Source organism: Roseibium sp. M-1, assembly GCF_054515675.1.
The window spans coordinates 3,073,474-3,096,834 of sequence record NZ_CM137257.1 but is presented as its reverse complement, the minus strand read 5'-3'; the positions used below and the strand labels follow the sequence as shown (position 1 = coordinate 3,096,834).

Below are 23,361 nucleotides of genomic sequence, written 5' to 3'. Positions count from 1 at the left end.
AGGGGGTGCTTTGCTGCCATGCCGGCGGGCGTTTGCCCGACATCTGGGAGCATCACAACGAAACGGACATTTCGGTCCAGATCAGCAGGTTAATACTGCCACTGGATCGCAACCATTCTTCACAGGTCGACTATTTGCGATACGCTTTGGATAGGCGAAGGTGCCAAGAAAATTCCGAGCGATTGTGCTGGACAGTGTGATGTCGGCCAATCGCTTTTTGTTTGCATACACTAATCGGAAGCTTGGCGTCTCCTTTCCTACTTCCAAAAAAGATGAGCTCTTCAAAGATCCGCGTAACCGAGTGGATCGGATGCCTGTCTTTTTTACGAAAGCTGGTCCGGTCCAGCACAGCTCACCAAAGAAATAGGCGGCATTCGCAATACTGGCCGTGCGAAAAGGATAGGTGATGCTGAAAGTTGCAGCGGAAACTGACCGTCGGAATTCGGAAGTTGGAGACCCGTGTGCGCCTGCCCCAGTTCACTCGGCGCATTCGCTGGTAACCGAAAGGGGAGTTGAAACTATTCGAGGGCCGGGGATCCGGCGAAGGTGCAGATTTTCAACTGCACGAATTCTGTTCGCGTGTGCAGCCTGTCCGCTCATTTTCATGTTCACTGAACTGTGCGTCCTAAGCTTGGACTACCTACCCTGCTGCAACGATAGCAAGCTCCTCGCGTGGATGATGTTTTCCGCTACCACTACGTTCCTGATCGCGCTGGGAATTTATGTAATGGACCTGATCTGATCCTCCACGAAACCTTTCTCCCCAGAGCTGCTGTATGAGCTCCAACTTGCCCCCGGAACGCACATCTCCGGGGGTATTTCTTTTAAGCGTGACGTTTGATCAGGAACGCATTTCGCGACTTATCTTTCAGTCATTTTCGCAAGTTTACTTTGAGTGATGGGTGAGATCCCATGCGTGTTTTGTCAAATGCAATCAATACGGTAATATTACTGCGGTATGCGTAATTTTATTCAGTCTTGACACAGTGAGAACGTCATCGTAGCCTAACCAAAGTGCAAAGATGCACTAAAAATTGGAAGCGAGTTTGCTGAACGTCCGTTGAGCAACCGCTTCCATTTTTTTGCGGTAACTGACGTTCAGTCCCTTTCAAAAACCAAGGGAACGGCAGTTATGAGAACAACAGCAATCAAAATCGGGCTTCTAGCCACCGTCTGCCTGGCCTCGGCCGCGCATGCGGAGATCAAGATCGGGGCCATCTACGATCTCACCGGCGGGTTGAACATTTACGGCATTCAGCAGAACAATGCTCTGAAGCTTGCCGTCGATAATATCAACGCGAATGGTGGTCTCCTCGGTGAGCAGGTGGAGGTTGTCAGCTACGACGCGCAGTCCGAGCTCTCGAAATACACTCAGTACGTCAACACGGCGATCTTGAAGGACCAGATTGACGCATTGTTCGCGGGCCTAACCAGTTCGTCCAGAGAGGCGATCCGGCCAATCGTTCGCAAGGCAAACATTCCGTATTTCTATGCCTCCCTCTACGAAGGCGGCGCTTGCGACAAGCAGACCTTCGTAACCGGAACTTCCGCATCCCAACAGTTGTCAGTCCTGATCGAATGGGGCATCCGCAAATATGGTCCCAAGATCTACATCATGGCACCGGATTATAATTTCGGCACCATCTCCGCACATTGGGTGCACGAATTCGCAAAACAAAACGGCGGCGAAGTGGTCGGCGAGGATTTCCTGGCCCTGACCGTCACGGATTATGCACCGACCATTCAGAAAATTCAGGCGGCAAAGCCCGATTTCGTCGTCGCGCTCCCCGTCGGGGCGAACCAGACCGGCTTTCTCGAGCAGTTTGCGGCCGCCGGCCTGAAGGATCAGATCGGCGTTGTTTCGACAAATTACGGCTCCGGCAACCAGCAGGTGGTCGTCTCGCCGTCCGCAGGCGAAGGGCTGATCGCGAGCCAGGGCTATTTTCAGCAGGTTGAAAATCCTGCGAACGCCAAATTCGTAGAGATGTGGCAGGCGGCCTATGGCGACGACACGCCGATCGTCTCCGGCGCAGTGGATACCTGGAACGCCGTCAACCTATGGGCACAGGCTGTCGTCATGGCGGGTACGACCGACGCTGACGAAGTCATCAAAGCTCTGGAAAGCGGCATCGTGTTCGATTCCCCGACAGGTCCGGTAAAACTGTCTCCCGGATCCCATCACCTGATCCAGAACATCTTCGTCGCCGAAGGCGACGACAACCACGGGTTCAGGATCGTCGACGACTTCGCGAATATCAAGCCGTCCTACGAGGATTTGAAATGCGATCTGATCGAAAACCCGGACGTGGCCGAACACTTCACTCCTGAACAGAACTAATCCCAGAAAGGTGCGCCCCGTCCGCGGGGTGCACCGGCTGAAGGGGGATCCCATGGAATTCGATTACCTGGCGACAGTTCTGCTGTCGTCGCTCGCCAGCGCATCCATTCTGCTTATTGCCACGATCGGCCTTGCCGTCGTCTTCGGACTGATGGGGGTCATCAACCTGGCCCATGGCGAGTTTCTGATGATCGGCGCTTATGCGGCGCTGACTGCGACGCAGGCGGGCGTACCGTTTCTTCTGTCGATTCCGATCGCGGTCGCAGTGACCATGGCGATCGGTGCGATTGTCGAGCTTCTCGTCATCAACCGGCTCTATGGCCGGATTTTCGATACGATGCTCGCGACCTGGGGCATCAGCATCGCCTTCTACCAGCTTGCGGTTCTGATTTTCGGCACGGTCACGCCAGGGATAGGCATGCCGCAATACACCGTCAGCATCGGCGACTATACGCTGGCGGGATACTCGCTGCTGATGATCCTTGTGGCGGTGCTCATGGCGGCCTTCGTCTATGTCCTGATGACCCGCACAGTCTACGGCATGAAGGCTCGGGCCTCCATTCAAGAGCCCGAAATGGCCCGCGCCGTCGGTATTGAATCCTCACGCGTCAACACGATGACATTCTCGCTGGGTTGCGGACTGGCCGGGTTCGCGGGTGCTGTCCTCCTGCCAATCGTTCCGGCAACGCCCTCCATGGGGTTTGCCTTTGTCATTAAGGCCTTCCTGACGGTTGTTGTCGCAGGTCCAGTCACACTCACCGGCAGCGTTCTCACGGCGATTGGTCTCGGGGGCGGAGCCTCCTTCACAGCCAGCTTCCTGACATCGGTTGCCGGCGACGTCTTCTTTTTCCTTTCAACCGCCGCTCTGCTCTGGCTTTTCCCGCTCGGGATCACTGCAGGCTGGCGCCGCAAGATGTGAGCTGGTCGGATGAACCTTTTGCAAACACTCAACGACAAGGCCGGGATTGTCCTTCCGGCATTGGCTCTGCTCGGCGGGTTGGTCCTGGCAGGGAATATCGACCCCTATCTTGCCTATGTCGCGACCTCTTGGATCATTTTTGGTCTGCTCGGTCTCAGTCTCGACGTTGCCTGGGGCAGGGGTGGGTTTCTGAGCCTGGCGCAGACCGCGTTTTACGGACTGGGCGGTTATGCCGGCAGCATTGCCGCCATCAACCTCTCGCCAATTCTGGGTGCCAGCGTTTTCTGGAGCCTACCCCTTGGCGCGGTCACGGGAGCGGCAATAGCCGGCGGGTTGGGCATGATCGTCTTCTTCGCGCGGATGGGACCGCTTCAAAGCACCATCTTGTCCTATACGTTTACGCTTCTTCTCTGGTCCCTCTCGCAGTCCTTCAAGACCCGCGTCGGCGAAGCGGTCGTCGGTGGCGACAACGGCATGTCGGGAGTTCCCGGCATCGTCCTCGGTTTTGGTCCGGATGCAACTGCTTTGGAGCCGGCCGGGGCGCTCATGTTCACGATGATTGTTGCCGCGGCCGCCTATTTCGTTACAAGACAGCTGATGGCCGGAACATTCGGCCGGGTGATCGACTGCATCAGGCTGGACATCCAAAAAGCCGAGTTGCTGGGATACGATGTGCGCCGGTATCAGGTGCTGAATTTCGCCCTGGCCGGAGCGTTGGCGGGGTTGGCTGGTGCGCTCTTCGGTGCCTGGTCGAACTATCTCAACCCTTCAATATTTTCCGTCCAGGAAGCTCTGCTGGTGCCGATCTATGTCCTGGTCGGTGGGCTGGGAACGCTTGCGGGTCCGTTCGTTGGCGCGTTGGCGATCGGAGGTTTGTCCTTCTGGCTCGGCGGCGGGGCCGTCGGCGGACAGACGACGCTCATCCTCGGCATCATTCTGGTACTGCTGGTGCTCTTTCTGAAGAACGGGATCCTGGGTGCCCTGCAACAGGCTTTACGGGCGATGCTGCCCGATCCGAACGAGGCCGCCCGGAATGCAGGGGCCGTTTCCATCGACACCGGCGATCTGGAAGCCATCCTCTTGGATGCCGAAGATCAGGCGGGAAAGGCGAAACCGCTGCGTGCGCTCGATCTCCTGAAGAGGTTCGGCGGTGTGGTACCGGTGAACGAAGTGTCTCTCACGTTCGAACCGGGGCGTCCCTATTCCCTCATCGGGCCGAACGGGGCGGGCAAAAGTTCTTTCCTGAAGACCTGCGTCGGCATCTACCGTCCGGATGGCGGCACCGTGAAGCTTGGCGAGGCCGAAATTACCAAGGCTGCCATCTTCACGCGTGTTCACGCCGGGATGGGCGTGAAGAACCAGAAACCGCAGGTGTTTTCAGAGCTTAGCGTAAAGGACAATCTCTGGATCGCAGCCTATTCGCGCGTAAGAGACAAGGCCCGCGCGCAGGAGGTTTCCGGCACCGTCCTTAACATGCTCGGCCTGGCGGAACAGGCAAATGTCGCGGCATCAGCACTTTCGCACGGTCAGCAGCAATGGCTCGATATCGGCATGGTCCTGTGCCTTGCCCCACGCGTCGTGCTGCTGGACGAACCCGCTGCAGGAATGACCAAGGAGGAGACACGGGAGCTCTCCCGGCTAGTGCGCATCCTAGCGAAGTTCACCACGGTCATCGTCGTCGAGCACGACATGGAATTCGTTCGCACACTCGAGGGTCATGTGACGGTGCTGCACCAGGGCCGGGTGTTCGCGGACGGTTGCATCAACGAATTGCGCCGCGACGAAAGGGTGCTCGATATCTATCTCGGGAGGCGGGAGCATGTTTAGGATCAACAATGCGACCGGCGGTTACGGGAAGACCGTCATCATTCGCGATGTCAGTCTCCATGTCGGAGAAGGGGAAATTGTCGCTCTCCTCGGCCGAAACGGAACCGGCAAGTCGACCCTCATGCGGTATGCGACCGGACTGATCCCGGCGATGGCCGGGGAGACGGAAATCGACGGCAAAAAGGCCCCGGCCTCAACCGCCAGACGGGTGAAGCTCGGGCTTGGATATGTGCCTCAGGGCCGCTTCGTGTTTCCCCGCATGACCGTATTCGAAAACATTGCGGTTGCCGCGGCGAGCAACGGCCATGACGGCAAGGCCTCGGTTGAAACGGCGCTGACGGATTTTCCGATGCTGAAGCCCAAGCTCAAGGATCTTGCCGGCGGTCTCTCGGGTGGTCAGCAGCAAATATTGGCACTTGCACGCGCCCTTGCTGTACAGCCGAAGATCTTGCTCCTCGATGAGCCGACGGAAGGGGTCCAGCCCTCCATCATCGACGAAATGGCCGGGGTCCTCAAACGTCTGAACCGGGAACGGGGCATTTCAATTCTGGTGGCCGAACAGGACCTCGACTTCTGCCTGTCCATCGCCGGAAGAGCCTACGTGATGGAAAAGGGCGCTGTGCGCCTGGAAACCGATCGCGACAGCCTGAAATCAGATACGGCACTTCAGCACGAACTTCTGGGAGTTTGAAATGGCTGACACGTCTAATCTCACCGCCGACCAATTGGCGCGGATCGAAGCGACGCTGACGCGCATCCGCGCTGGACTGGCCGCTTTCAGGAAAACCTGCGGGCAAGAGCCTGCCACGACCTTTAACGCGGAGGCTTTCAATGACAGGCATTCCTGACAGTCTTTCAGGACAGGCCGCTGCTCTCGCAAGCGGATCGATCACGCCGGTTGCTCTTGCCGAGCGGGCGCTCACCCGGGCTGAATGCACGGCGGACCTCAATGCATTCGTCGCCCTCGATCCCGCAATCGTTCTGGACCAGGCGAGGGCGGCGGCCGAACGCTGGCAGGCCGGAAAGCCGCAGAGCCCTATCGACGGCATTCCCGTTGCCGTCAAGGACAACTACCTCACGCGGGATTATCCGACGACTGCCTGCTCGAATGCGCGTCCTCTGGAGCCGGCGGGGCAGGACGCGACCATCGTCGCGCGGCTCCGGCAGGCAGGTGCCGTCATTTTCGGCAAGACCAACATGCACGAATGGGCTTACGGCGCGACCAACAGCACCTCTTCCTTCGGCCCAACCCGAAATCCGCTCGATCCAGACCGGATCACGGGCGGGAGCAGCGGCGGCTCCGCGGCAGCAGTCGCCGCAGGGGTCGTCGCTGCAGCCTTGGGAAGCGATACGGGCGGGTCTGTCCGTATCCCTTCTGCAGCCTGCGGCATCTACGGGTTCAAGCCAAGCTACGGCAGGGCTTCCCGAGACGGGGTCCTGGCACTCAGTTGGTCGCTGGATGCACCGGGGCCATTGACGCGGGCACTTGCCGATATCCCGCTGCTGTTACCCTATTTCTTCGGCCAAGACCCTGCAGATACATCCACGGCACATGCGAAGGCATACGGATCCATCCCTAGTGTCGAAGCACCGAGGATAATCCGTTTGCGTGGAAAGGGACTGGAATGTTCAGCCGAAGTGGACCGGGCGATTTCGGGTGCGCTACTGGCCGGACCATCGCGTGTTGCCGACTTCGAACTCGGCTCTGTCTCGAGCTATTTCGCTGCGTGGGAGGCGATCCTGCATTGTGAGGCGACTGCCTATCATGCCGGTCGGCCGCTTGACGGGTATTCGCCTGTAACAGCTGCCCACCTCATGGCAGGGGAACGGATCACGGCGGTGGAATTCCTGCACGCACAGTCGATCCGGGCGCATCTTCTCAAAACTCTGCTGGACGAGATTCCACCTTGGGACGCTCTGGTTCTCCCGACCTTGCCGGTGATCGCACCCATGCAAGGCGAGGACTGGCAGCAGTTCGGAGACCGGCGGGTGACAACGCAGGACAGCATGACCTGGTTCTGTTGGCTTGGAAATCTCGCCGGATTACCATGCGTAACGATACCTGTTCCAAACCCTGGCGGAGGAATGCCCGTCGGCCTGATGTTGATGGGCAAGCCTGGAGGCGATGAGGCGCTTCTGGCGGTTGCGGCATATATGGAGGAGCAGGTCAGGGAGCTTGAAGCCGTTGAGTGACGAAGCGATCAGGATAGGTGTCCTGTTTTCCCAGTCCGGCCCGATGGCCGTCTCGGAGAATGCCCATATCCGGGGCATCTTGCTGGCATGCGAGGAAATCAATGCAGCCGGCGGGATAGCCGGACGGAACCTGGATCCGCTCATCCTAGATCCTGCAGGCTCCGACGACCGCTATGCGGATCTCGCCGCAGAGCTACTCGTCAAGCACCAGGTGAATGTCATCTTCGGCGCTTGCCTCTCGACCAGCCGCAAGGCGATTGTCCCGGTGGTCGAACGGTTCAACGGCGTCTTGTTCTATCCTTCGGTCTACGAGGGGTTCGAATATTCTCCAAACGTGATCTATGGCGGCGCTGTCCCGAACCAGGTCGTCATTCCGCTGCTCGAATATATCTTTCACAATCTGGGGCGCCGGATCGCACTGATCGGGTCCGACACGCTTTATGCGCGCGAGGTCAACCGGATCGTGAACGAGTTCTTGTCCGAAAGCGGCGGGCAGGTCGTGCTGGAAAAGTACCTGCCATTCTCCACCAATCTGGATACCTTTGCCGCCCTGTTCGAGCAGCTTGGCGCGGACGGTGCCGACGCGGTGATCTCGACAGTCGTCGGCGAGGACAGCGTCGTCTTCTACAATGCGCTTCACGCCGCCGGCATCCCTGGGTCGGATCTGCCGATCGCCTCGCTGACAACCACAGAGTCCGAACTTGCCAGGATCGATCCGTCAGCCCGTCCCGGCCACATATCGGTCGCACCCTATTTCTCGACCCTGGAGACAGTTGCAAACCGGAAATTCCGGGAAGCCTTTTCGGCAAGATTTGGGAGCGATATCATTCCCGGTGTCTATAGCGAGGTTTGCTATTCTCAGGTTCATCTCTTCGCAAATGCGGTAAGACAATGCGGCAGCGACGAGACGGACTTGTTGCTTCCCGCGCTTTCAGGCGCCGTGTTCAAGAGCCCGGGAGGAGATCTGTTCCTCGATATCGAAACCAATCACCTGACCTTCCGGCCGCTGATTGGCAGAGCCCGGAATAACGGCGAATTCGACATTGTCTTCAAGGGCAAGAACGTCTTTCCTGATCCCTATCTGGTTGCCTACGACCGGACAGTAACGGGACGCATGGCCTAATGACCGATGGCTTGCCGCACAGGAACGAGAACCTTCTTCGCCGCCTCCGGCGGATGCGGGTTCTTGTCATCCATCCTGATGACGGGGAACGCACCAGCTTCCTTGCACATCTGCGGCGCATCGGGTGCCAGGCTGAGTGCATCTGGCCCGCACCGCCGGTTCTTCCCGACAGGTTCGATGTGGTTGTCTTCCTGATCAACCGTATTCACGACAAGGGGGCCCTGAGCTGGATGACGACGGATGACGAATTCGCCCGGATCGCGATCATCTCCTTTGAAACCCCAGAAATTCTGGAGGAGCTCGGACGGTTGAACGTTCACGGGGTACTGACCAAACCAATCCGGATTTTTGGCGTGCTCGCTGCCTTGACCACAGCGATCAGCCTCGCCCGGCACGAGACACGTTTGAAGAAACGCGTAAAGTCGCTCGACGAAACGCTGAAAGCCCGGCGGAAAATCGAGGCGGCGGTTGAAATTCTCGCCAAGAACCGCTCAATAAGCGAGGAAGAGGCCTATCGCCGGATCCGCGAGAAATCGATGAACTCCAAGGAAAGTATCGCCGTCATCGCTGAGGCGATCATTGCAGCGAGCGATCTCTAATGGCACACGCAAAGCAATCGTTTGCCGGGCAGAGCCATACTCTATGTGCTGCGAGTGTTCCACGTCTCGATTTGTCCACGCAGACCCGCGAAAAGTCCTGAATAGCATTGCAAACCTTCGGCATAGGCTTCCTTCAAGGTCTCCTCAGGCCGGATGACCTGGTCATAGGCCGGTGCTGTGACGATGCTCTCCAGCGGCATGCGGCTGAGGCACGCCATTCCGAGCTTTGCTGCCCCGAAAGCTGCCCCGAAGTCCCCATCCGCAGGAACGAGAAGATCAATCCCGGTTATGTTGGCGATGATCTGTAGCCATTGCCTGCTGCGGGTGCCGCCACCGACGACAAAGGCTTCCGAGATCTGTGTTCCGGCTGCTTCCAGCGCATTTTTGCAGTCTGCGAAGGCATAGCCGATACCCTCCAGGACCGCCTGCACCAGATCCGTCAGGCCCGCATTCATGGACAGGTTGGTGAACGTTCCCGCAGCGTAGGGAAAATTGTGAGGGGTACGCTCGCCCGACAGATAGGGGAGGAAAAGAACGGGGGAGGGACGCTCGATCCTGTCCGGCAACAGGCCGGTCAGGTCCGGCGCCGTCCGGCCGGTGATGTTTCCAAGCCAGGTCAGGCTGTCCGCCGCCGACAGGACCACTCCCATATGGTGCCAGGTCTTCGGAATGGCGTGGCAGAAGGTGTGCACGGCCGCATCCGTATTGGGCGAATAGTTGTCGCAAGCCGCAAAGAGCACGCCCGATGTGCCGAGGCTCAGAAAACCGGTTCCGGGCCGGTGGATGCCGAGACCGCAGGCCGTCGCGGCGTTGTCACCACCGCCCCCGGCAACCGGAACCTGGCCTGTGCCCCAGTCTGCGGCAAGTTCGGACCGCAGCAGGCCGGATTGCTCAGTGCCTTCCACCAGCCGTGGCATCGCGTCGATATCGAGGTTGGTCGCGTCGAGCAGAGCAGGAGACCATCGCCTGTTGGCGACATCCAGCCAAAGCGTGCCGGCAGCATCTGACATTTCCGCAACATGCTCGCCAGTGAGCCAGAGCCGGATGAAATCCTTTGGCACGAGGATCTTGGTTGTCCGGCGGAATACATCAGGCTCGAATTTTTCAACCCAGCGGACCTTTGGTGCGGTGAAGCCGGGCATGACGATGTTGCCGCCGATATTCCGGAAGGGGGCGGCGGCTTCAAGTTCCGCACATTCGATATGCGAGCGGCTGTCGTTCCAAAGAATGCAGGGTCTCAACACCCGGTCGGCTTCATCGAGAAAAACCGCCCCGTGCATCTGGCCGGAAAGGCCAATGGATTTGAGCGCGGAAAATTGGGTGCCGTAATCGTGCTTCAGCGCCAGGATCACTTTCCTGCAGGCATCGATCCAATCCTCCGGATTTTGTTCCGACCAGCCTGGATGCGGTCTGCTGACGCTGAGGGGAGAGGAGCGGGTTCCGACGACATCGAAGGTGTCTGAAAGCAAAACGCCTTTGACACCCGATGTGCCGATATCAAGTCCCAAATGCATCTGGATTGCGCCGCCCGGTCAAAGTTGAATTTGTATCTTTACATCTTCCGGTCTTTGTTCAACAGCCCGGTCAAAGGCCTCGATGCTGCGCTCGAACGGATAGGTCGCCGAGATGAGAGGCTTCAGGTCGACCTTGCCGGAGGCAATCAGGTTGATCGCTCTGTCATAGATATTCGCATAGCGGAAGACGGTCTCTACGCGCAGTTCCTTGGTCTGCAGACCGACAATATCCATGGGCACGGGATCGACCGGCATACCGACCAGGACAATTGTTCCACCTGGTCGGGCGAGGTTCGAGACATCAAGAACCGCAGGAGCCGAACCGGAACATTCAAACACCACATCGGCGCCCCAGCCGTCAGTCAAGCGCTTGACCCCCGCCCTGGCGGTATCGGTCCGCAAGTTGAGTGTCTCGATGCCATCGTAGCGTGCGATGATATCCAGTTTCGGCTGAGCGAAATCCGTCACCAATACCTTTGCACAACCACCGGCAAGGGCGGCAAGGGCAGTCATCATGCCAATCGGGCCTGCGCCGGAGACGACAGCAATGTCACCCGGCTGTATCCTGGCCCTCAATGCGGACTGCATGCCGATGGCAAACGGTTCGACCATCGCCGCCTCCGCAAACGAGACGCTGTCGGGAAGGCGGTAGGTGAAGGCGGCTGGATGGATGACTTCCGGCATCAGGCAGCCATGGATGGGCGGCGTGGCCCAGAAACGAACCTCCGGATCCACATTGTAAATGCCGAGCTTGCTCGCGCGCGAGGCCGGATCCGGAATGCCCGGCTCCATGCAAACCCGGTCGCCGGCATTGAGGTGCGTCACGTTACGGCCGACTTCCAGCACCACACCCGACGCCTCGTGTCCGAGCACCATGGGTTCATGCACCTCGAAATGTCCGATCTTGCCATGCGTGTAGTAGTGAATGTCCGACCCGCAAACGCCGACGGTGTGGATCTTGACCCTGACATCGTCCGGCTTCAGCTCGTTGGCAAGGTCGATGTCCCTCAGGCTTAGACGCCCCTTTTCCTCTAGAACCAGTGCACGCATTACAGAACTCCCGGATCAAGAACGATTTTCAGCGATTTCGAACCGTCATTGGCAAGATCGATGCCTTCCTTGAACTTCTCCAGCGGCAGCCAATGAGTAATGATCTCGTCAACCGGCACACGTCCTTCCTCCAGCATACGGATTGCCGTCGGATAGGTGTCCGGACTCAGATGAGCGCCATGAATATTGAGTTCCTTGCTGTCACCGATGATCGTCCAGTCGACCGTGACCGGATCCTTGAACACAGAGAATTCGACGAAGGTACCGAGCTTTCGGATCGCATGCAGGCCCTGTTCCACTGACTTCGGTGCGCCCGTGGCCTCGATATAGACATCGCAGCCATAGCCGTCCGTCATGTCGCGGATGGCATCGACCACATTGATCCTGGACGGGTTCATCGTGATGTCGGCGCCGCAGCGTTTGGCGAGTTCCAGCCGATCGTTATTGAGATCGAGAGCAATGAGTTTCGCCGGGTTCTTCATGCGTGCGGCGGCGACCATGCCAAGACCCAGCGCGCCGCAACCGGCGATCACCACGACATCGTTCAGCTTGATGTTGCCCCGGTTGACCGCGTGAATAGAGCAGGCCAGCGGCTCGACAAAGACACCGTCCCGCGGTTCGAGGGAGTCCGGCAGGCGGTAGTTCCGCGACTTTTCCGGGAAGATCATGTATTCCGCCCAGGCGCCCTGAGTCACCCGGTGAAAGCCGTAAAGATCATGGGGCTGGCACATCCAATAGGAACCCTCACGGCAATAGCGGCATTCTTCGCAAGGGACGATCTGTTCTGAAACGGCAAAGTCACCGACCTTCAGGCCATGATGGGCTTCCGCCCCACTGCCAAGCGCCACGACCTGGCCAACGAATTCGTGGCCGGGAATGACATTGGTTTCCGCATAGGGTTTGCGGTTTTCATCGCCCCAGAACATAGGTGCGCCGGAATAACATTTGGCGTCGCCGACGCAAATGCCGGCTGCATGCACCTTGACGAGCACTTCCCTGGGGCCGGGCACTGGCACCCGCCGCGTTTCAAGACGGTAGTCTCCCGGTCCGTAACAGACGACGGCGCGCATCTCGGTTGGGATCTGTGTCATGATTTTCCCTTCCTAAAGGGTGGTGTAGCCGCCATCGGCCACGACGATGGATCCGGTCATGTAGCTGGACGCCTCCGAAGCGAGGAACAGGACGATGGACGCCACCTCTTCCGGTTGGCCGACCCTGCGCATGGGTGTCTGCTGCAGCCAGACATTCGCCATTTCGGGGTTTTCCTCCATGCCAAAGCGGGTCATAGGTGTTTCGATGTAGCCGGGGGCCACCGCGTTGACGCGCACGCCGCGAGGAGCCCATTCCGCCGCCAGACACTTGGTCAGGTGATGCACCGCGGCCTTGGAGGTGTTGTAGTAACTCTGGTTCTGAGGGATGTTGGAGATGAAGCCGGATATGGAGCCGACATTGACGATGCTCCCTCTGCCGGCCTCCAGCATGCGTTTCCCGAAAGACCGGCAACACCATTTCGTCCCGTTCACATTGACGTTCATAACGTCGAGGAACAACTCGTCTGAGACCGCTTCGGCGGCAACGCCCGCGCGTGAGATCCCGGCATTGACGACAAGAATGTCGAGAGCGCCAAGTTCGGCTGCCAATGCTTCGACCGCGGCAGAATCCGTCACATCCAGCGACCGGCTTTCCACTGAATGCCCAGCCCGCTTCAGCCCGGTGACTGCATCTTTCAATAAGTCCTTACCCCGGGCTGCAAGGATTACATGAGCTCCCGCTTCGGCAAGCGCCTCAGCGCAGGCCAGCCCAATGCCCTGCGAAGCGCCGGTGATCAGCGCGCGTTTGCCGTTAAGTTTGAATTTCTCCAGAACCGACATCAGCTTGCCCTCACCCGAATGCCGTCGGCTGTATCGAAATAAAGCGTGTGTGCGTCCTGAAGTTCAAACCGCAATTCGCTGCCGATTTCCGGCCGGAATTTTTTGTCGGCGCGAATAATCGTTCGCGCCTTGCCAAGATCAAGCACAACATAGGTGGCTTCGCCCGTGGGCTCGACCTCGAAGACCTTTCCCTTGAAACGCCCGTTCTCTGCAAGGACGGCGTCTTCCGCACGGAACCCCAGCGTCAGGTGGCCGTCGACAGGCGCGCTCAGATTGGAAACACCTTCAGCAACGAAGGAGCCTCCTTCCGAGATCCCGCTGATAAAATTCATTGGTGGTGAGCCGATGAATCCGGCCACGAATTGATTGTCCGGGTCGTCGTAGATCTCATCCGGAGTGCCGACCTGCTGGATTTCGCCGTGAGAGAGCAGCACAACACGATCCGCAAGCGTCATTGCCTCGATCTGGTCATGGGTCACATAGATCATGGTGACGCCTAGCGAGCGCTGGAGGTGCTTGATCTCAGCGCGCATGGCGACCCGGAGCTTTGCGTCGAGGTTGGACAGGGGCTCGTCGAGCAAAAAGACCTCCGGATCGCGGACGAGTGCTCGGGCCAGAGCGACACGCTGGCGCTGACCTCCGGAGAGGTCGCGCGGATACCGCTTCAGATACGGCAGGAGATCCACCTTCTCCGCGGCTTCCTCGACCTGTTTGCGGCGGCTTTCCCGGTCGACACGGGCAACTTTCAACGGGTAGCCGATATTGTCGAATACCGTCATGTGCGGATAGAGGGCGTAGTTCTGGAACACCATCGCGACATTTCGCTCGCGCGGATGCACATGGGTGACGTCCCTGTCGTCCATCAAAAGCGTGCCGGAGGAGATGGTTTCCAGTCCCGCGATCATGCGCATGGTCGTGGATTTGCCACAGCCAGAAGGCCCGAGCAAAACGAGGAATTCGCCGTCCTCGATCCGCAGGTTCATTTCCTTCAGAACTGTCAGAGAACCGTATGATTTTGTGACGTCTTTTAGAATGACGGAACTCATTAGCTAGCCCTTTCTGATAATCCACTGCCCGAGGAGGACCGACAGGGCGGTCGCGATCCACAGGGGCAGGGCGTATTCCAGGAACCGCATCCACAGCAGTTCGATTGCGATAAACAGGACCACGGAGATGAAGACGCGGTCGAAGAGGTTGGTTCTGATCGGGAGGAAACCCTCGTTTTTCTCGCTCATCGTTTCATCCTTTCACCGCACCGAAGGTCAGGCCCGCCACGATGTGGCGCTGCACCATTGCCAGCACCAGCGCGGCTGGCAGCAATGTCAAAATGGCGACCGCTGCGAGCTGACCCCAATTGGTGCCGGTTACGGTCACGAATTCGGCGAGGCCGGTGGTGATTGTGCGGGCGTTGACGGATGTCAGCGTCGAGGCAAAGAGGTATTCGTTCCAGGCAAAGACCCAGGTGAGAATTGCAGTGACGGCAAGCCCTGGTCGGGCCAGAGGGAAAATTACTGTCCAGAGCACGTAGAAGGTCGAAGCGCCGTCCACATAGGCAGCTTCGTCAAGTTCCTTCGGAATGCCGTCGACCATGCCCTGCAGTAGCCAGAAGGCGAAGGGGAGGTTGAAGACGCAGTAAAGCAGAATCAGACCGATGCGCGTGTCGAAGAGGCTCCAGTCCCCGATCACGAAGACGGTCGTGTAAAGCAGGAACAACGGCAGAAGGAACACCGCCGGCGGAGCCATGCGGTTCGTCAGCACCCAGAAGAAGATGTTGTCCTTGCCGGGGAGCTTGTAGCGCGACATGGCATAGGCGGCGAGAAGCGCCAATACCGAAACCAGCACCGCGTTGGAGCTCGCGACGATGAGCGAGTTCACCATGTATTTCCGGAACACCGGATTGCCGAGTACAAGCGCGTAGTTCTCCCAGGTGATCTTCGAAAAATCGAGGAAAAAGCTCGGCGCGCCGAAGAGATCCACCCGTTGCTTCACTGACACCAGGAACATCCACCAGACCGGGATAAGTGTCAGCAGCGACATGCAGATCCAGAAGGCAACCGTCACCAGGCGGGATTGGAAGAAGCCGGTTCTCATTTGTTGTTCTCCTTCATGCCGGTCATGGCGACGTAGAGCAGCCAGCACAGAACGATGGTCATGTAGAGGGTGAGGACGGACATGGCCGAGCCGTAGCCGTAGTCGGTCTTTGGGAAGACGATCTTCCAGATGTAGAGGCCGATGAAACGGGTCTCGGCGCCAGGACCCCCACCGGTCAGCATCCAAACCTCATCGACGGTTCGCAGGGCGTCCATCAACCGGATGAAAATGGTCGTCAGCAGAACGGGTTTTAAGAATGGAAGCGTGATGTCCCAGAAGATCCGCCACTCGCGCGCACCGTCAATGCGAGCCTGTTCCAGCGGTTCCTCCGGAACATTGGAGAGGCCGGCGAGTAGCGTCAGCGTTACGAGCGGTGTCCAGTGCCAAATGTCCATCACGACGACAGTCGCAAAGGCTTGGTCGGGAAAGCGCGACAGGATGTAATTGACGTCGAACCACTGACCGAGGAAATGCGGGATCGGGCCGAGACCGGGAACGGTCATGAGCCGCCAGGTGGCTCCGACCGCGATCGGCGCAATCATCAGCGGCAGTGTGTGAACGGTGCGGAAGAAGCCTTTCAGCGGAAAGCTGCGCATCAGCATCTTTGCCAGAAAGAAGCCGACAATCAGCTGGCTGATCACGACGAAGAAAGTGAACTTGAGTGTCAGCCAGATAGATTTCAGGAAGGCCTCGTCAAAGACCAGGCGCCGGAAGTTGTTGACGCCAGCAAACTGTGGGTCCGGGTTGAGCGCGAAGGTGTTCCAGTCGAAGAACGAAACAACAAGCACATAGATGAACGGCACAAACCCGGTAATGAAGAGGATGAAGAGGGTTGGTGCCAGCAGCAGCCACCCGGTTGTCGTGTTCCGCATCGGTATCACCAGTTGGAAAGAAAGGTCCGGCGAGGTCTCTCGACCCCGCCGGCAGCGCAGTCATGGGGAGGAAACTATTGTCCGTAACCGAGCTGTTTGAGTTCAGCGTCTGCCGCTGCGGCTGCCTTGTCCAGAGCCTCTTCCGGGCTCATTGAGCCGATGATGGCTTCGTAAATAAACGGCGCGACCGCTTCTCTTACCTGGGCGTGGAACGGATACTCCGGTGCGCCCTTGAAGAGGTAGCCCTTGTCCTTCATCAGCGTGTAGTAGCCGTCGGCCTTCGCATCTTGAGCCTGGACCTTCGGATCATCGTAGGTTGCCTGGTGCACAACACGAGAGCCCGCGACTGCCCAATCCGCTTGAACCGACGGCTGACCGATATACTGGAGCCACAAGATCGCAGCTTCCTTGTTCCGGGACGAATGCGGAATGCCGAATGCGCCACCGTCGTAGTAGCCGATGTAACCTTTGCCGGCTTCGGCTTCTTCCATGACGCCGTCAGCCACGGGGGGCAACGTCACACCCACCTTGCCGACAACAGAGGATTTGTTGGGGTCCGTCGCGATCCAGGCAGCGTTTTCACCATAGACCCAGCCCTGGGCTGCACGTCCTGCGGCGAAACTCGAGGCGACTTCGTCCCAGGTCGATGAGGTTGCTTCAGGCGGTGCATAATCCAGAAGACCAACCCAGAAAGCGAGGGCCTCCTTGGCTTTGTCCGAATTCATCGATCCGCCTTTTTCGACCGAAGCGGCACCCTTTTCCAGGTTGACGCCCCAATCGTAGAGCCCGAAAGTCGGAGCGATCGATTCAAAGAACTCGTAGAACGAGGCGACGTGACCGGAAGCGGCCTGGACGGTCGTGCCCCAGAGCTGGTCGTTCGGATCGAGTTCGGAGAAGTATTCTGCGTTGTCGCGCCACTGGTCGAACGTCACCGCCGGGCCGAGATCGTAGCCGTATTTTTCCTTGAAGGCCTTCTGGTGCGCCGGATCTTCGAAAAGGTCCTTGCGGTAGAGGTAAACCTTGACGAAGGCTTCCATCGGGATACCGAAAATATCGCCGTTTTCACCACGGAAATTGTCGATAAAGGTGGTGAAATCCGCGAAGTCGAAGTCCGGGGCCTTCAGAGCAGGGTTTTCATCGAGGGCTGCCGTGATGTCGACGAGAAAACCGCGGGCAAGGTACGAATAGATAATGTCCTGTTCGATATAGACGAAGTCATAGATCCCGGAATTGGCCTCCATGTCCTTGATGGCCTTGTCAAACATCTGATCCCAGGATGTCGTTTCCAGTTCGACGTTGATGCCCGTGGCTTCTGTGAATGCGGGTGCCAGGACGTCGCGAACGTAATTTGACGGTGGGGTGCTTTCGGTCACGCCGCGAATGGTGACCCCTTTCAGGTCGGCAGCAGCGTCGGACCAGAAATCGGCTTTTGCCGGCGCAACGAGCGCAAAGGCGACTGCCGTACTGACGAGCAGTTTCTTGATCATTTCATCCTCCCAGTTGCCCCCGGGAACGGCCGGGAGCGCTCAAATCTTAGGTAGGCCATCGCCAACCTGGTTCGAATTTACAAATGTAATTTTTATTTTGCAAGTGTTTTTTACATTTGTATGTACAAGAGATCAAATGTGTGGTGAAAGAAATGAACCCCGCCAGCTTAAGGGCGAGGAGCTGCTGCGAACTGGAGGAAGGAATGCCGGCGGAAAAAAGAGAAGACGACGAAGCGTTTCTCTGCGAGGTGTGTTGGCACTATTTCGTCAATGAACTCACCCAGGCGGACGTTGCCAGGTTGCTTGGCGTCACGCGCCTGCGCGTCAATCAGGCGATCAGCCAGGCCAAGGCCACCGGTATCGTACGGATCGAGATCACTTCCCCGTTTCTCGCACGGCACGAATTGCAAGAAGCGCTGCAAAGGCGATTTGGCCTGACGGGAGCAAGTGTCGTGCCCGCAAACCGAGCCGAGTATGATGCCCATATTGCCGTTGGAGCCGCACTTGCCAGCTACATGGTGGAACGTCTCAAGGAAGATTCCTGGAACTCAGTTGGCGTTTCATGGGGCGCCACGCTCCAGAACGCGATTTTGAAGCTGCCGAAAATGGAGCTGCCTGAGCTCGATATCATATCGATGATCGGCGGGACCACGACCGGCAGCTCGTTTAATGCGTTCAGCGTTGCTTCCGGGTTTGCAGAAAAACTCGGTGCCAACTATTCGCTTTTTGCCGCGCCGCTCTACCTGTCCGAGCGGTCCGATGTTCAAAACTTTTTTGCGCAAGAAGTGTTCGAAGACCACCTGACCAAACTTGAGCGACTGGACGCGGCAATCCTCGTTGCCGGCGACGTGTCATCACGCTCCTATCTGGTTTCTTCTGCCCTTCCATCCGACGTTTCCATTGCCGACCTTGAAGCCTGCGGAGCCGTCGGTGACGTTCTAGGCCGATTTCTAGACAAGGACGGGAATGTCGTAGAGCACAATCTCAATCAACGAACAGTGGGACTGGATCTCGATGACTTGAAAAAGGTTCCGGAGATTATCCTTGCTGCAGCAGGCCCCTATAAGGTGCCCATTATTCGGGCGGCAATCCGGCGCGGCATCGTCAACACCCTGATCACCGACGATGTGACGGCAGAACTGTTGCTCAAGGAAACTCCGTAATGCCAGGAGTGCCTCAAGCCATTATTTTCGATTTCGACGGTGTTGTGGCTAACAGCGAAGTCATTGCATTGAAGGAACTCCAGGGCTGTCTGCAAGACCTCGGCCTTTATGTTGCGCAAGGCGAAATGATTGGCCGGTTCCTGGGATCTTCCTTTGAGGACATCGCCAAATATGTCGAACGGGAAGTGGGACCCGTCGATGTCGAAGAGTTTAGGAACTCCTGGTACAAAAGGTTGTTCAGCCGCTATGAAGACGAATTGAAGATCATGCCCGAGGCGGAGGACCTGTTTGCGCATCTGCAAGATCGCGGAATCCCGTTCTGCATCGCGTCAGGCGGTTCCTATCGCCGGCTCAATTTTGCCTTGAGCCTGATCGGGTTGTCGGAAGTCTTCAACGGTCGGGCCTTTAGCGCGGATTCAGTTTCCAAAGGCAAGCCCGAGCCAGATGTCTTCCTCTTTGCCGCGGAAAAAATGGGAGTGGAAGCCCGTGACTGTCTTGTGGTCGAAGACGCAATAGCCGGCGTACAGGCTGCCAAAAAAGCTGAGATGGACGCTGTTGGCTACGTCGGCGGCAGTCATCTCAACGATTGCCGTGAAGAGCATGCAAGCCGACTGGAGGCCGCCGGCGCCACCACGACGATCACGCGACTCATGGACGTACTGGAGTTGGTCGTAGCCAGGCCCTAGCCGACAGACATCGGGCAATCGGCATCCTTTGTAGTTGCAGCGTTTTGCCATCGGTGAGAGACGTTTAACAAATCAGGTTTGTACCCCTTTTGCGTTCACCGGTTCCTTTGGGGTAGCTGTGGACGCGATCTCTCTATTTCATTGAAATCATAGCTGAAACAGGAGCGTACTGCTGGCATTTATGGTGCCAGCTGCAGGAAATTTGTGGACTTGGCCGAGGCTTGTCAATTTAGCTAATTTACATATGTAATTTTTTATTTACAAAATTATAGAAGATTGATTGGAGACCAAGCGCTCCATTCCCGACTGTGAGGGACAGGCAATGAAGAGACTTCTGAAAGCGTTGAACGATCTGAGTTTCCAATCAAAGGTGATCGGGGGCTTTGGCGCTGTTCTGCTGTTGACCGTTGCTGTCTGAGCGGCAGGAGTTTTTGCGATAAGTTTCCTGATCGACCGTATGTCCCTTGCCAATCAGGTGGCGGCAGTCACCGAAAATCTCGAAGATCTTTCCGATGCGCGCGAGCGCTACCTATCCGGCAAGGACGATGCTACGGCGCAGGAAACCGTCGCCAAAATCCAGACGCTAAAAGATGGGCTCGTCTCACTTGGCGAGAGGACGAATGGAACGCCTGACGATGCAGCGCAAGTGCAACAAGCGCTCGCGGCCGTCGGTACTTTCGCCGAAGTCTTCCAGGAGATCAGAGACCTTCTGGCCAGGTCCATTACCGAGGAACGCATCCTGAGCCAGTCTGTCGAAGACATCAGGACAACCATGAACGAGATCGATGCGGAAGCGGATCGACTAAAACAGGATGCTGGCCGGGGTGCATTGTTCGCGCGCGGGACGCGGGCGAACGTCGACCAGATCTCTCGCAACGCGGCTGAACTTCAGGAAGAGGTGCAAACCATCCAGCAGTACATCTCGCAATCGGTCAAGGACTACAAGCCGGCTGAGCTGAAGGAACTGCTGGTGCTGACGCGCGGGATGACGGCGCGGGCCAGAAAGCTCAAGGATGTTACGCTCGACGAAATTTCTCCTCAGGACGTGAACAACTTGCTCCTGAAGATTGCCGACCTGTCGGCGCAGATGGGCAGGTTGCTGAAACAAAGCGACATTCGAGAGATCTACATCGCGCGAAACAGCATCGAAAAGGCTCTGAAAGACATTACGGACATCACCACGGCAACACGGGTCAAGTCCTATGAAGCAGTCGACCGTGTGGTCGTCGAACTCCAGGACGCAGAAGATCGCCTGCTGCATTTGAGCCGAATTTCCGACGCCACAGGCCAGATGCGAACGCTCGCTGTTGCGGCGGGCTCGGACATCATCGGGTTTTTTAGCGGCTTCGAAGCGCGATCCCGAAACGTTATCCTTGACCGGTTTGACGCCCTTGCAACCAATATTGAAAACCTCAAGGCGCTTTCGCAGGACTTTGGTGCAATCTCGCTGAAAACCGACATTGCCGGTGTGAGCCTTGCAAAACTTCGACAGACCTTCTCGTCCATGGAGGCGGTTTCGAATGACCTGACGACAAAGAAGGCGCAACTGGCGGTGTTCTCGGGCAACGTGCGTTCGCTCGTCCAAAACCTTTCCACGGAACAATCTGAACGGGCGCGCCTGGCGGGATGGAGCGCCTATGTGGCGATTGGTACTTGCCTTGTGGTCGCAGTCATTCTGGGAGGGCTCCTCGCGTTCGGTCTTACGATCGCGATCTCAAAGCCAATTCGAATGATCACTTCCGTGATGAACCGGCTTGCCGGTGGAGAGACGGATCTGGAGATCCCAGGGACGGACCGGGGCGACGAGATAGGTGCAATGAACCGAAGCGTCAAGGTTTTCAAGGACAACGCTGTTGAACGATTGCGGCTTCAGGCCGAAAGCGAGACGGAGTTTCAGAACCGTGTGCAGAGGCAGCAGAAGGTTGAGGCGTTGATCAGCGAGTTTGAAGCCGCGGCGGAGGATGTTCTGTCCGCAGTTGCAATGACCGCGCATCAACTGGACCACACGGCAAATGAGCTCAATGTCTCAGCGCGCGATAGTGCTGCTCAGTCCGTAGACGCCCTGGACAGAGTGACCGAAGCTTCGCAGAACGTTCAAACGGTCGCTGTGGCCGCAGAAGAATTGTCCGCGTCGATCTCGGAGATTTCCCGGCAAGTCAGCAAGACCTTGTCCGTAGTCGAACAGGCCAATGACAGGACGATTTCGACCAACGCGAAAATCGAGTCGCTGGCCGAGTCTGCTTCCAAGATCGGTGAAGTCATTTCGCTCATTAAGGAAATCGCCGAACAGACAGATCTGCTTGCACTCAATGCCACTATCGAAGCCGCGCGGGCAGGAGAGGCAGGCAAGGGGTTCAATGTTGTCGCTGCGGAGGTCAAGGGTCTTGCGCAACAGACAGCCAAGGCGACCGAGGAGATCACCCGGCAGATCTCAATGATCCAGGCATCCACCAGGGAGTCGGTAGATGCTATTTTTGAGATCACCCAGATCATGGGCGAGGTGAACCAGTTTACCTCCGCGATTGCCTCCGCGGTCGAGCAGCAAGGTGCAGCGACACAGGAAATCTCGCACAACGCAGGGTCAGCTGCAGAGCGGACAGTGTCGATCTCAAATGCAATGTCCACCGTTTCCAGCACGGTCGAACAAACCAGTTCTGCCGCCGAACTGGTGCTGACGACCGCGTCGGAGCTGAACTCGAATACCGTGAGACTCAAAGACCGGGTCGCAAACTTCCTTGCTGAAGTCTCCCATGCATAGGATCTGATAGACGACTGCGGATGCAGACAATTGGGGGCACGGAACAAAAACTCCCAGCCTCACTGGCAGAAAGTATTTGCAGCGGCGGGTCCTCGCCACAAGTACCGAATAAGGACTCTACCGCATTTTACAAAAGTATTTTTAATTTTACAAAAGTTACATTTCTGATAGTATTAATTTGCACCTCGTTCAGAAGTGCAGCGTAGAAATTCTATTCAATCGAAATACTGGACGCGCCAATGCTACGTTGCGTGCTAAAAGTAATCTTTGTCCTGTTTTGGATTATTCTGCATCCATTCGGATGTTTGATTGTCCCAGAGGCTATTTTCTGCGTTCTTGGTGGAGAGGTGAAGCTTTTTAGGGGGATAGTACTGGTTTTTTTGATTTCTTGGTCGAGTATTGTTTATTTGATTATGCTGTTCCTTGTTTTCGAAGATTGCCTTTTTGCGACGCGGCAAACACGTTCTTGTCAAAGCGGAAAATCACCGGGCCCACTTGCAACTGAAAGGACAGGGTCTAAAAAAGCGCAGATAATGCAAAGTGAGTTTCTCGCCAATGACTGTGGAACACGTCAGCGAGGTTCGAACAAAAAAAGGGTAGGGATCGGCCTGCCGGGATGCGTTAGGGTCGATAGGGCTTTTCAGCTCTCCTGCATATCAAAACATATGTAAAAAGATTTTCACATATGTTTTGATATGTAGTAAACTCAATCTGATTGAAGCAGATGGGTGCTCAATCGATATCTCCCCATACCGGCAGAATGCCGTCACACTTATCCCTGGCCGGAAGGCCAGGGATTTTTTCTGCATGACATTCCCGAAGCAGCGCCCTTTGTCCCAGTTGAAAGCCGGGGGTATCGAAACAGTCGCC

Annotated in this window: 20 protein-coding genes; 11 read left to right on the top strand and 9 right to left on the bottom strand. The window is 57.2% G+C overall.

Annotated elements, in window-relative coordinates; all coding sequences use genetic code 11:
* Positions 1 to 1,132 precede the first annotated feature (1,132 nt).
* From ACX3M4_RS13920 to ACX3M4_RS13885, 8 genes are read left to right on the top strand one after another with little or no spacing between them, the layout of a single operon-like run.
* Positions 1,133 to 2,338 (top strand): urea ABC transporter substrate-binding protein, encoded by a 1,206-nt coding sequence (locus tag ACX3M4_RS13920; RefSeq protein WP_459359149.1) that lies wholly within the window; start codon positions 1,133 to 1,135, stop codon positions 2,336 to 2,338.
* 52 nt (positions 2,339 to 2,390) lie between these two features.
* Positions 2,391 to 3,257, top strand: coding sequence for an ABC transporter permease subunit (locus ACX3M4_RS13915; RefSeq protein WP_459359148.1), 867 nt, complete (start codon positions 2,391 to 2,393; stop codon positions 3,255 to 3,257).
* Between the two features lie 9 nt (positions 3,258 to 3,266).
* Positions 3,267 to 5,084 carry an ABC transporter permease subunit gene (locus ACX3M4_RS13910; RefSeq protein ID WP_459359147.1) on the top strand — a complete coding sequence of 606 codons (1,818 nt, stop codon included), beginning with the start codon at positions 3,267 to 3,269 and terminating at the stop codon, positions 5,082 to 5,084.
* Positions 5,077 to 5,775 carry an ABC transporter ATP-binding protein gene (locus ACX3M4_RS13905; protein ID WP_459359146.1) on the top strand — a complete coding sequence of 233 codons (699 nt, stop codon included), beginning with the start codon at positions 5,077 to 5,079 and terminating at the stop codon, positions 5,773 to 5,775. Before ACX3M4_RS13910 ends, ACX3M4_RS13905 begins: the two co-directional genes overlap by 8 nt.
* Position 5,776: 1 nt before the next feature.
* Complete coding sequence (locus tag ACX3M4_RS13900) at positions 5,777 to 5,932, top strand: hypothetical protein (RefSeq protein ID WP_459359145.1); 156 nt, start codon at positions 5,777 to 5,779, stop codon at positions 5,930 to 5,932.
* Entirely contained in the window at positions 5,916 to 7,277 is a 1,362-nt protein-coding gene (locus tag ACX3M4_RS13895) for an amidase (protein ID WP_459359144.1), read from the top strand. Before ACX3M4_RS13900 ends, ACX3M4_RS13895 begins: the two co-directional genes overlap by 17 nt.
* Positions 7,270 to 8,400 carry a transporter substrate-binding domain-containing protein gene (locus ACX3M4_RS13890; RefSeq protein WP_459359143.1) on the top strand — a complete coding sequence of 377 codons (1,131 nt, stop codon included), beginning with the start codon at positions 7,270 to 7,272 and terminating at the stop codon, positions 8,398 to 8,400. The genes ACX3M4_RS13895 and ACX3M4_RS13890 overlap by 8 nt, the downstream gene beginning before the upstream one ends.
* Positions 8,400 to 8,999: an ANTAR domain-containing response regulator gene (locus ACX3M4_RS13885; RefSeq protein WP_459359142.1), complete on the top strand. Its 600-nt coding sequence runs from the start codon at positions 8,400 to 8,402 to the stop codon at positions 8,997 to 8,999. The genes ACX3M4_RS13890 and ACX3M4_RS13885 overlap by 1 nt, the downstream gene beginning before the upstream one ends.
* A 41-nt stretch (positions 9,000 to 9,040) precedes the next feature.
* Here ACX3M4_RS13885 and xylB read toward each other — a convergent pair whose 3' ends face one another.
* The 9 genes from xylB to ACX3M4_RS13840 form a co-directional block, all read right to left on the bottom strand.
* Entirely contained in the window at positions 9,041 to 10,513 is a 1,473-nt protein-coding gene (xylB, locus tag ACX3M4_RS13880; protein WP_459359141.1) for a xylulokinase, read from the bottom strand.
* Between the two features lie 18 nt (positions 10,514 to 10,531).
* Positions 10,532 to 11,563, bottom strand: a complete 1,032-nt coding sequence (locus ACX3M4_RS13875; RefSeq protein WP_459359140.1) for an NAD(P)-dependent alcohol dehydrogenase — start codon at positions 11,561 to 11,563, stop codon at positions 10,532 to 10,534.
* Entirely contained in the window at positions 11,563 to 12,654 is a 1,092-nt protein-coding gene (locus ACX3M4_RS13870; protein WP_459359139.1) for an alcohol dehydrogenase catalytic domain-containing protein, read from the bottom strand. Before ACX3M4_RS13870 ends, ACX3M4_RS13875 begins: the two co-directional genes overlap by 1 nt.
* A 12-nt stretch (positions 12,655 to 12,666) precedes the next feature.
* On the bottom strand, positions 12,667 to 13,434 hold the full coding sequence (locus ACX3M4_RS13865; RefSeq protein ID WP_459359138.1) for an SDR family NAD(P)-dependent oxidoreductase: 768 nt from the start codon (positions 13,432 to 13,434) through the stop codon (positions 12,667 to 12,669).
* A complete protein-coding gene (locus ACX3M4_RS13860; protein ID WP_459359137.1) occupies positions 13,434 to 14,480 on the bottom strand; it encodes an ABC transporter ATP-binding protein in 1,047 nt (348 codons plus the stop codon). The genes ACX3M4_RS13865 and ACX3M4_RS13860 overlap by 1 nt, the downstream gene beginning before the upstream one ends.
* 3 nt (positions 14,481 to 14,483) lie before the next feature.
* Positions 14,484 to 14,669, bottom strand: coding sequence for a DUF2160 family membrane protein (locus ACX3M4_RS13855; protein ID WP_459359136.1), 186 nt, complete (start codon positions 14,667 to 14,669; stop codon positions 14,484 to 14,486).
* 4 nt (positions 14,670 to 14,673) lie between these two features.
* Positions 14,674 to 15,525 carry a carbohydrate ABC transporter permease gene (locus ACX3M4_RS13850; protein WP_459359135.1) on the bottom strand — a complete coding sequence of 284 codons (852 nt, stop codon included), beginning with the start codon at positions 15,523 to 15,525 and terminating at the stop codon, positions 14,674 to 14,676.
* Positions 15,522 to 16,397 carry a carbohydrate ABC transporter permease gene (locus ACX3M4_RS13845; RefSeq protein WP_459359134.1) on the bottom strand — a complete coding sequence of 292 codons (876 nt, stop codon included), beginning with the start codon at positions 16,395 to 16,397 and terminating at the stop codon, positions 15,522 to 15,524. Before ACX3M4_RS13845 ends, ACX3M4_RS13850 begins: the two co-directional genes overlap by 4 nt.
* 74 nt (positions 16,398 to 16,471) lie before the next feature.
* Positions 16,472 to 17,884, bottom strand: a complete 1,413-nt coding sequence (locus tag ACX3M4_RS13840) for an ABC transporter substrate-binding protein (RefSeq protein ID WP_459359133.1) — start codon at positions 17,882 to 17,884, stop codon at positions 16,472 to 16,474.
* Positions 17,885 to 18,087: 203 nt separating this feature from the next.
* On the opposite strand from ACX3M4_RS13840, the gene ACX3M4_RS13835 reads away from it, so the two are divergent.
* From ACX3M4_RS13835 to ACX3M4_RS13825, 3 genes are all read left to right on the top strand, one after another.
* On the top strand, positions 18,088 to 19,047 hold the full coding sequence (locus ACX3M4_RS13835; protein ID WP_459359132.1) for a sugar-binding transcriptional regulator: 960 nt from the start codon (positions 18,088 to 18,090) through the stop codon (positions 19,045 to 19,047).
* Positions 19,047 to 19,733 (top strand): HAD family hydrolase, encoded by a 687-nt coding sequence (locus tag ACX3M4_RS13830; protein ID WP_459359131.1) that lies wholly within the window; start codon positions 19,047 to 19,049, stop codon positions 19,731 to 19,733. Before ACX3M4_RS13835 ends, ACX3M4_RS13830 begins: the two co-directional genes overlap by 1 nt.
* 772 nt (positions 19,734 to 20,505) lie before the next feature.
* On the top strand, positions 20,506 to 22,491 hold the full coding sequence (locus ACX3M4_RS13825) for a methyl-accepting chemotaxis protein (RefSeq protein ID WP_459359130.1): 1,986 nt from the start codon (positions 20,506 to 20,508) through the stop codon (positions 22,489 to 22,491).
* Positions 22,492 to 23,361 lie beyond the last annotated feature (870 nt).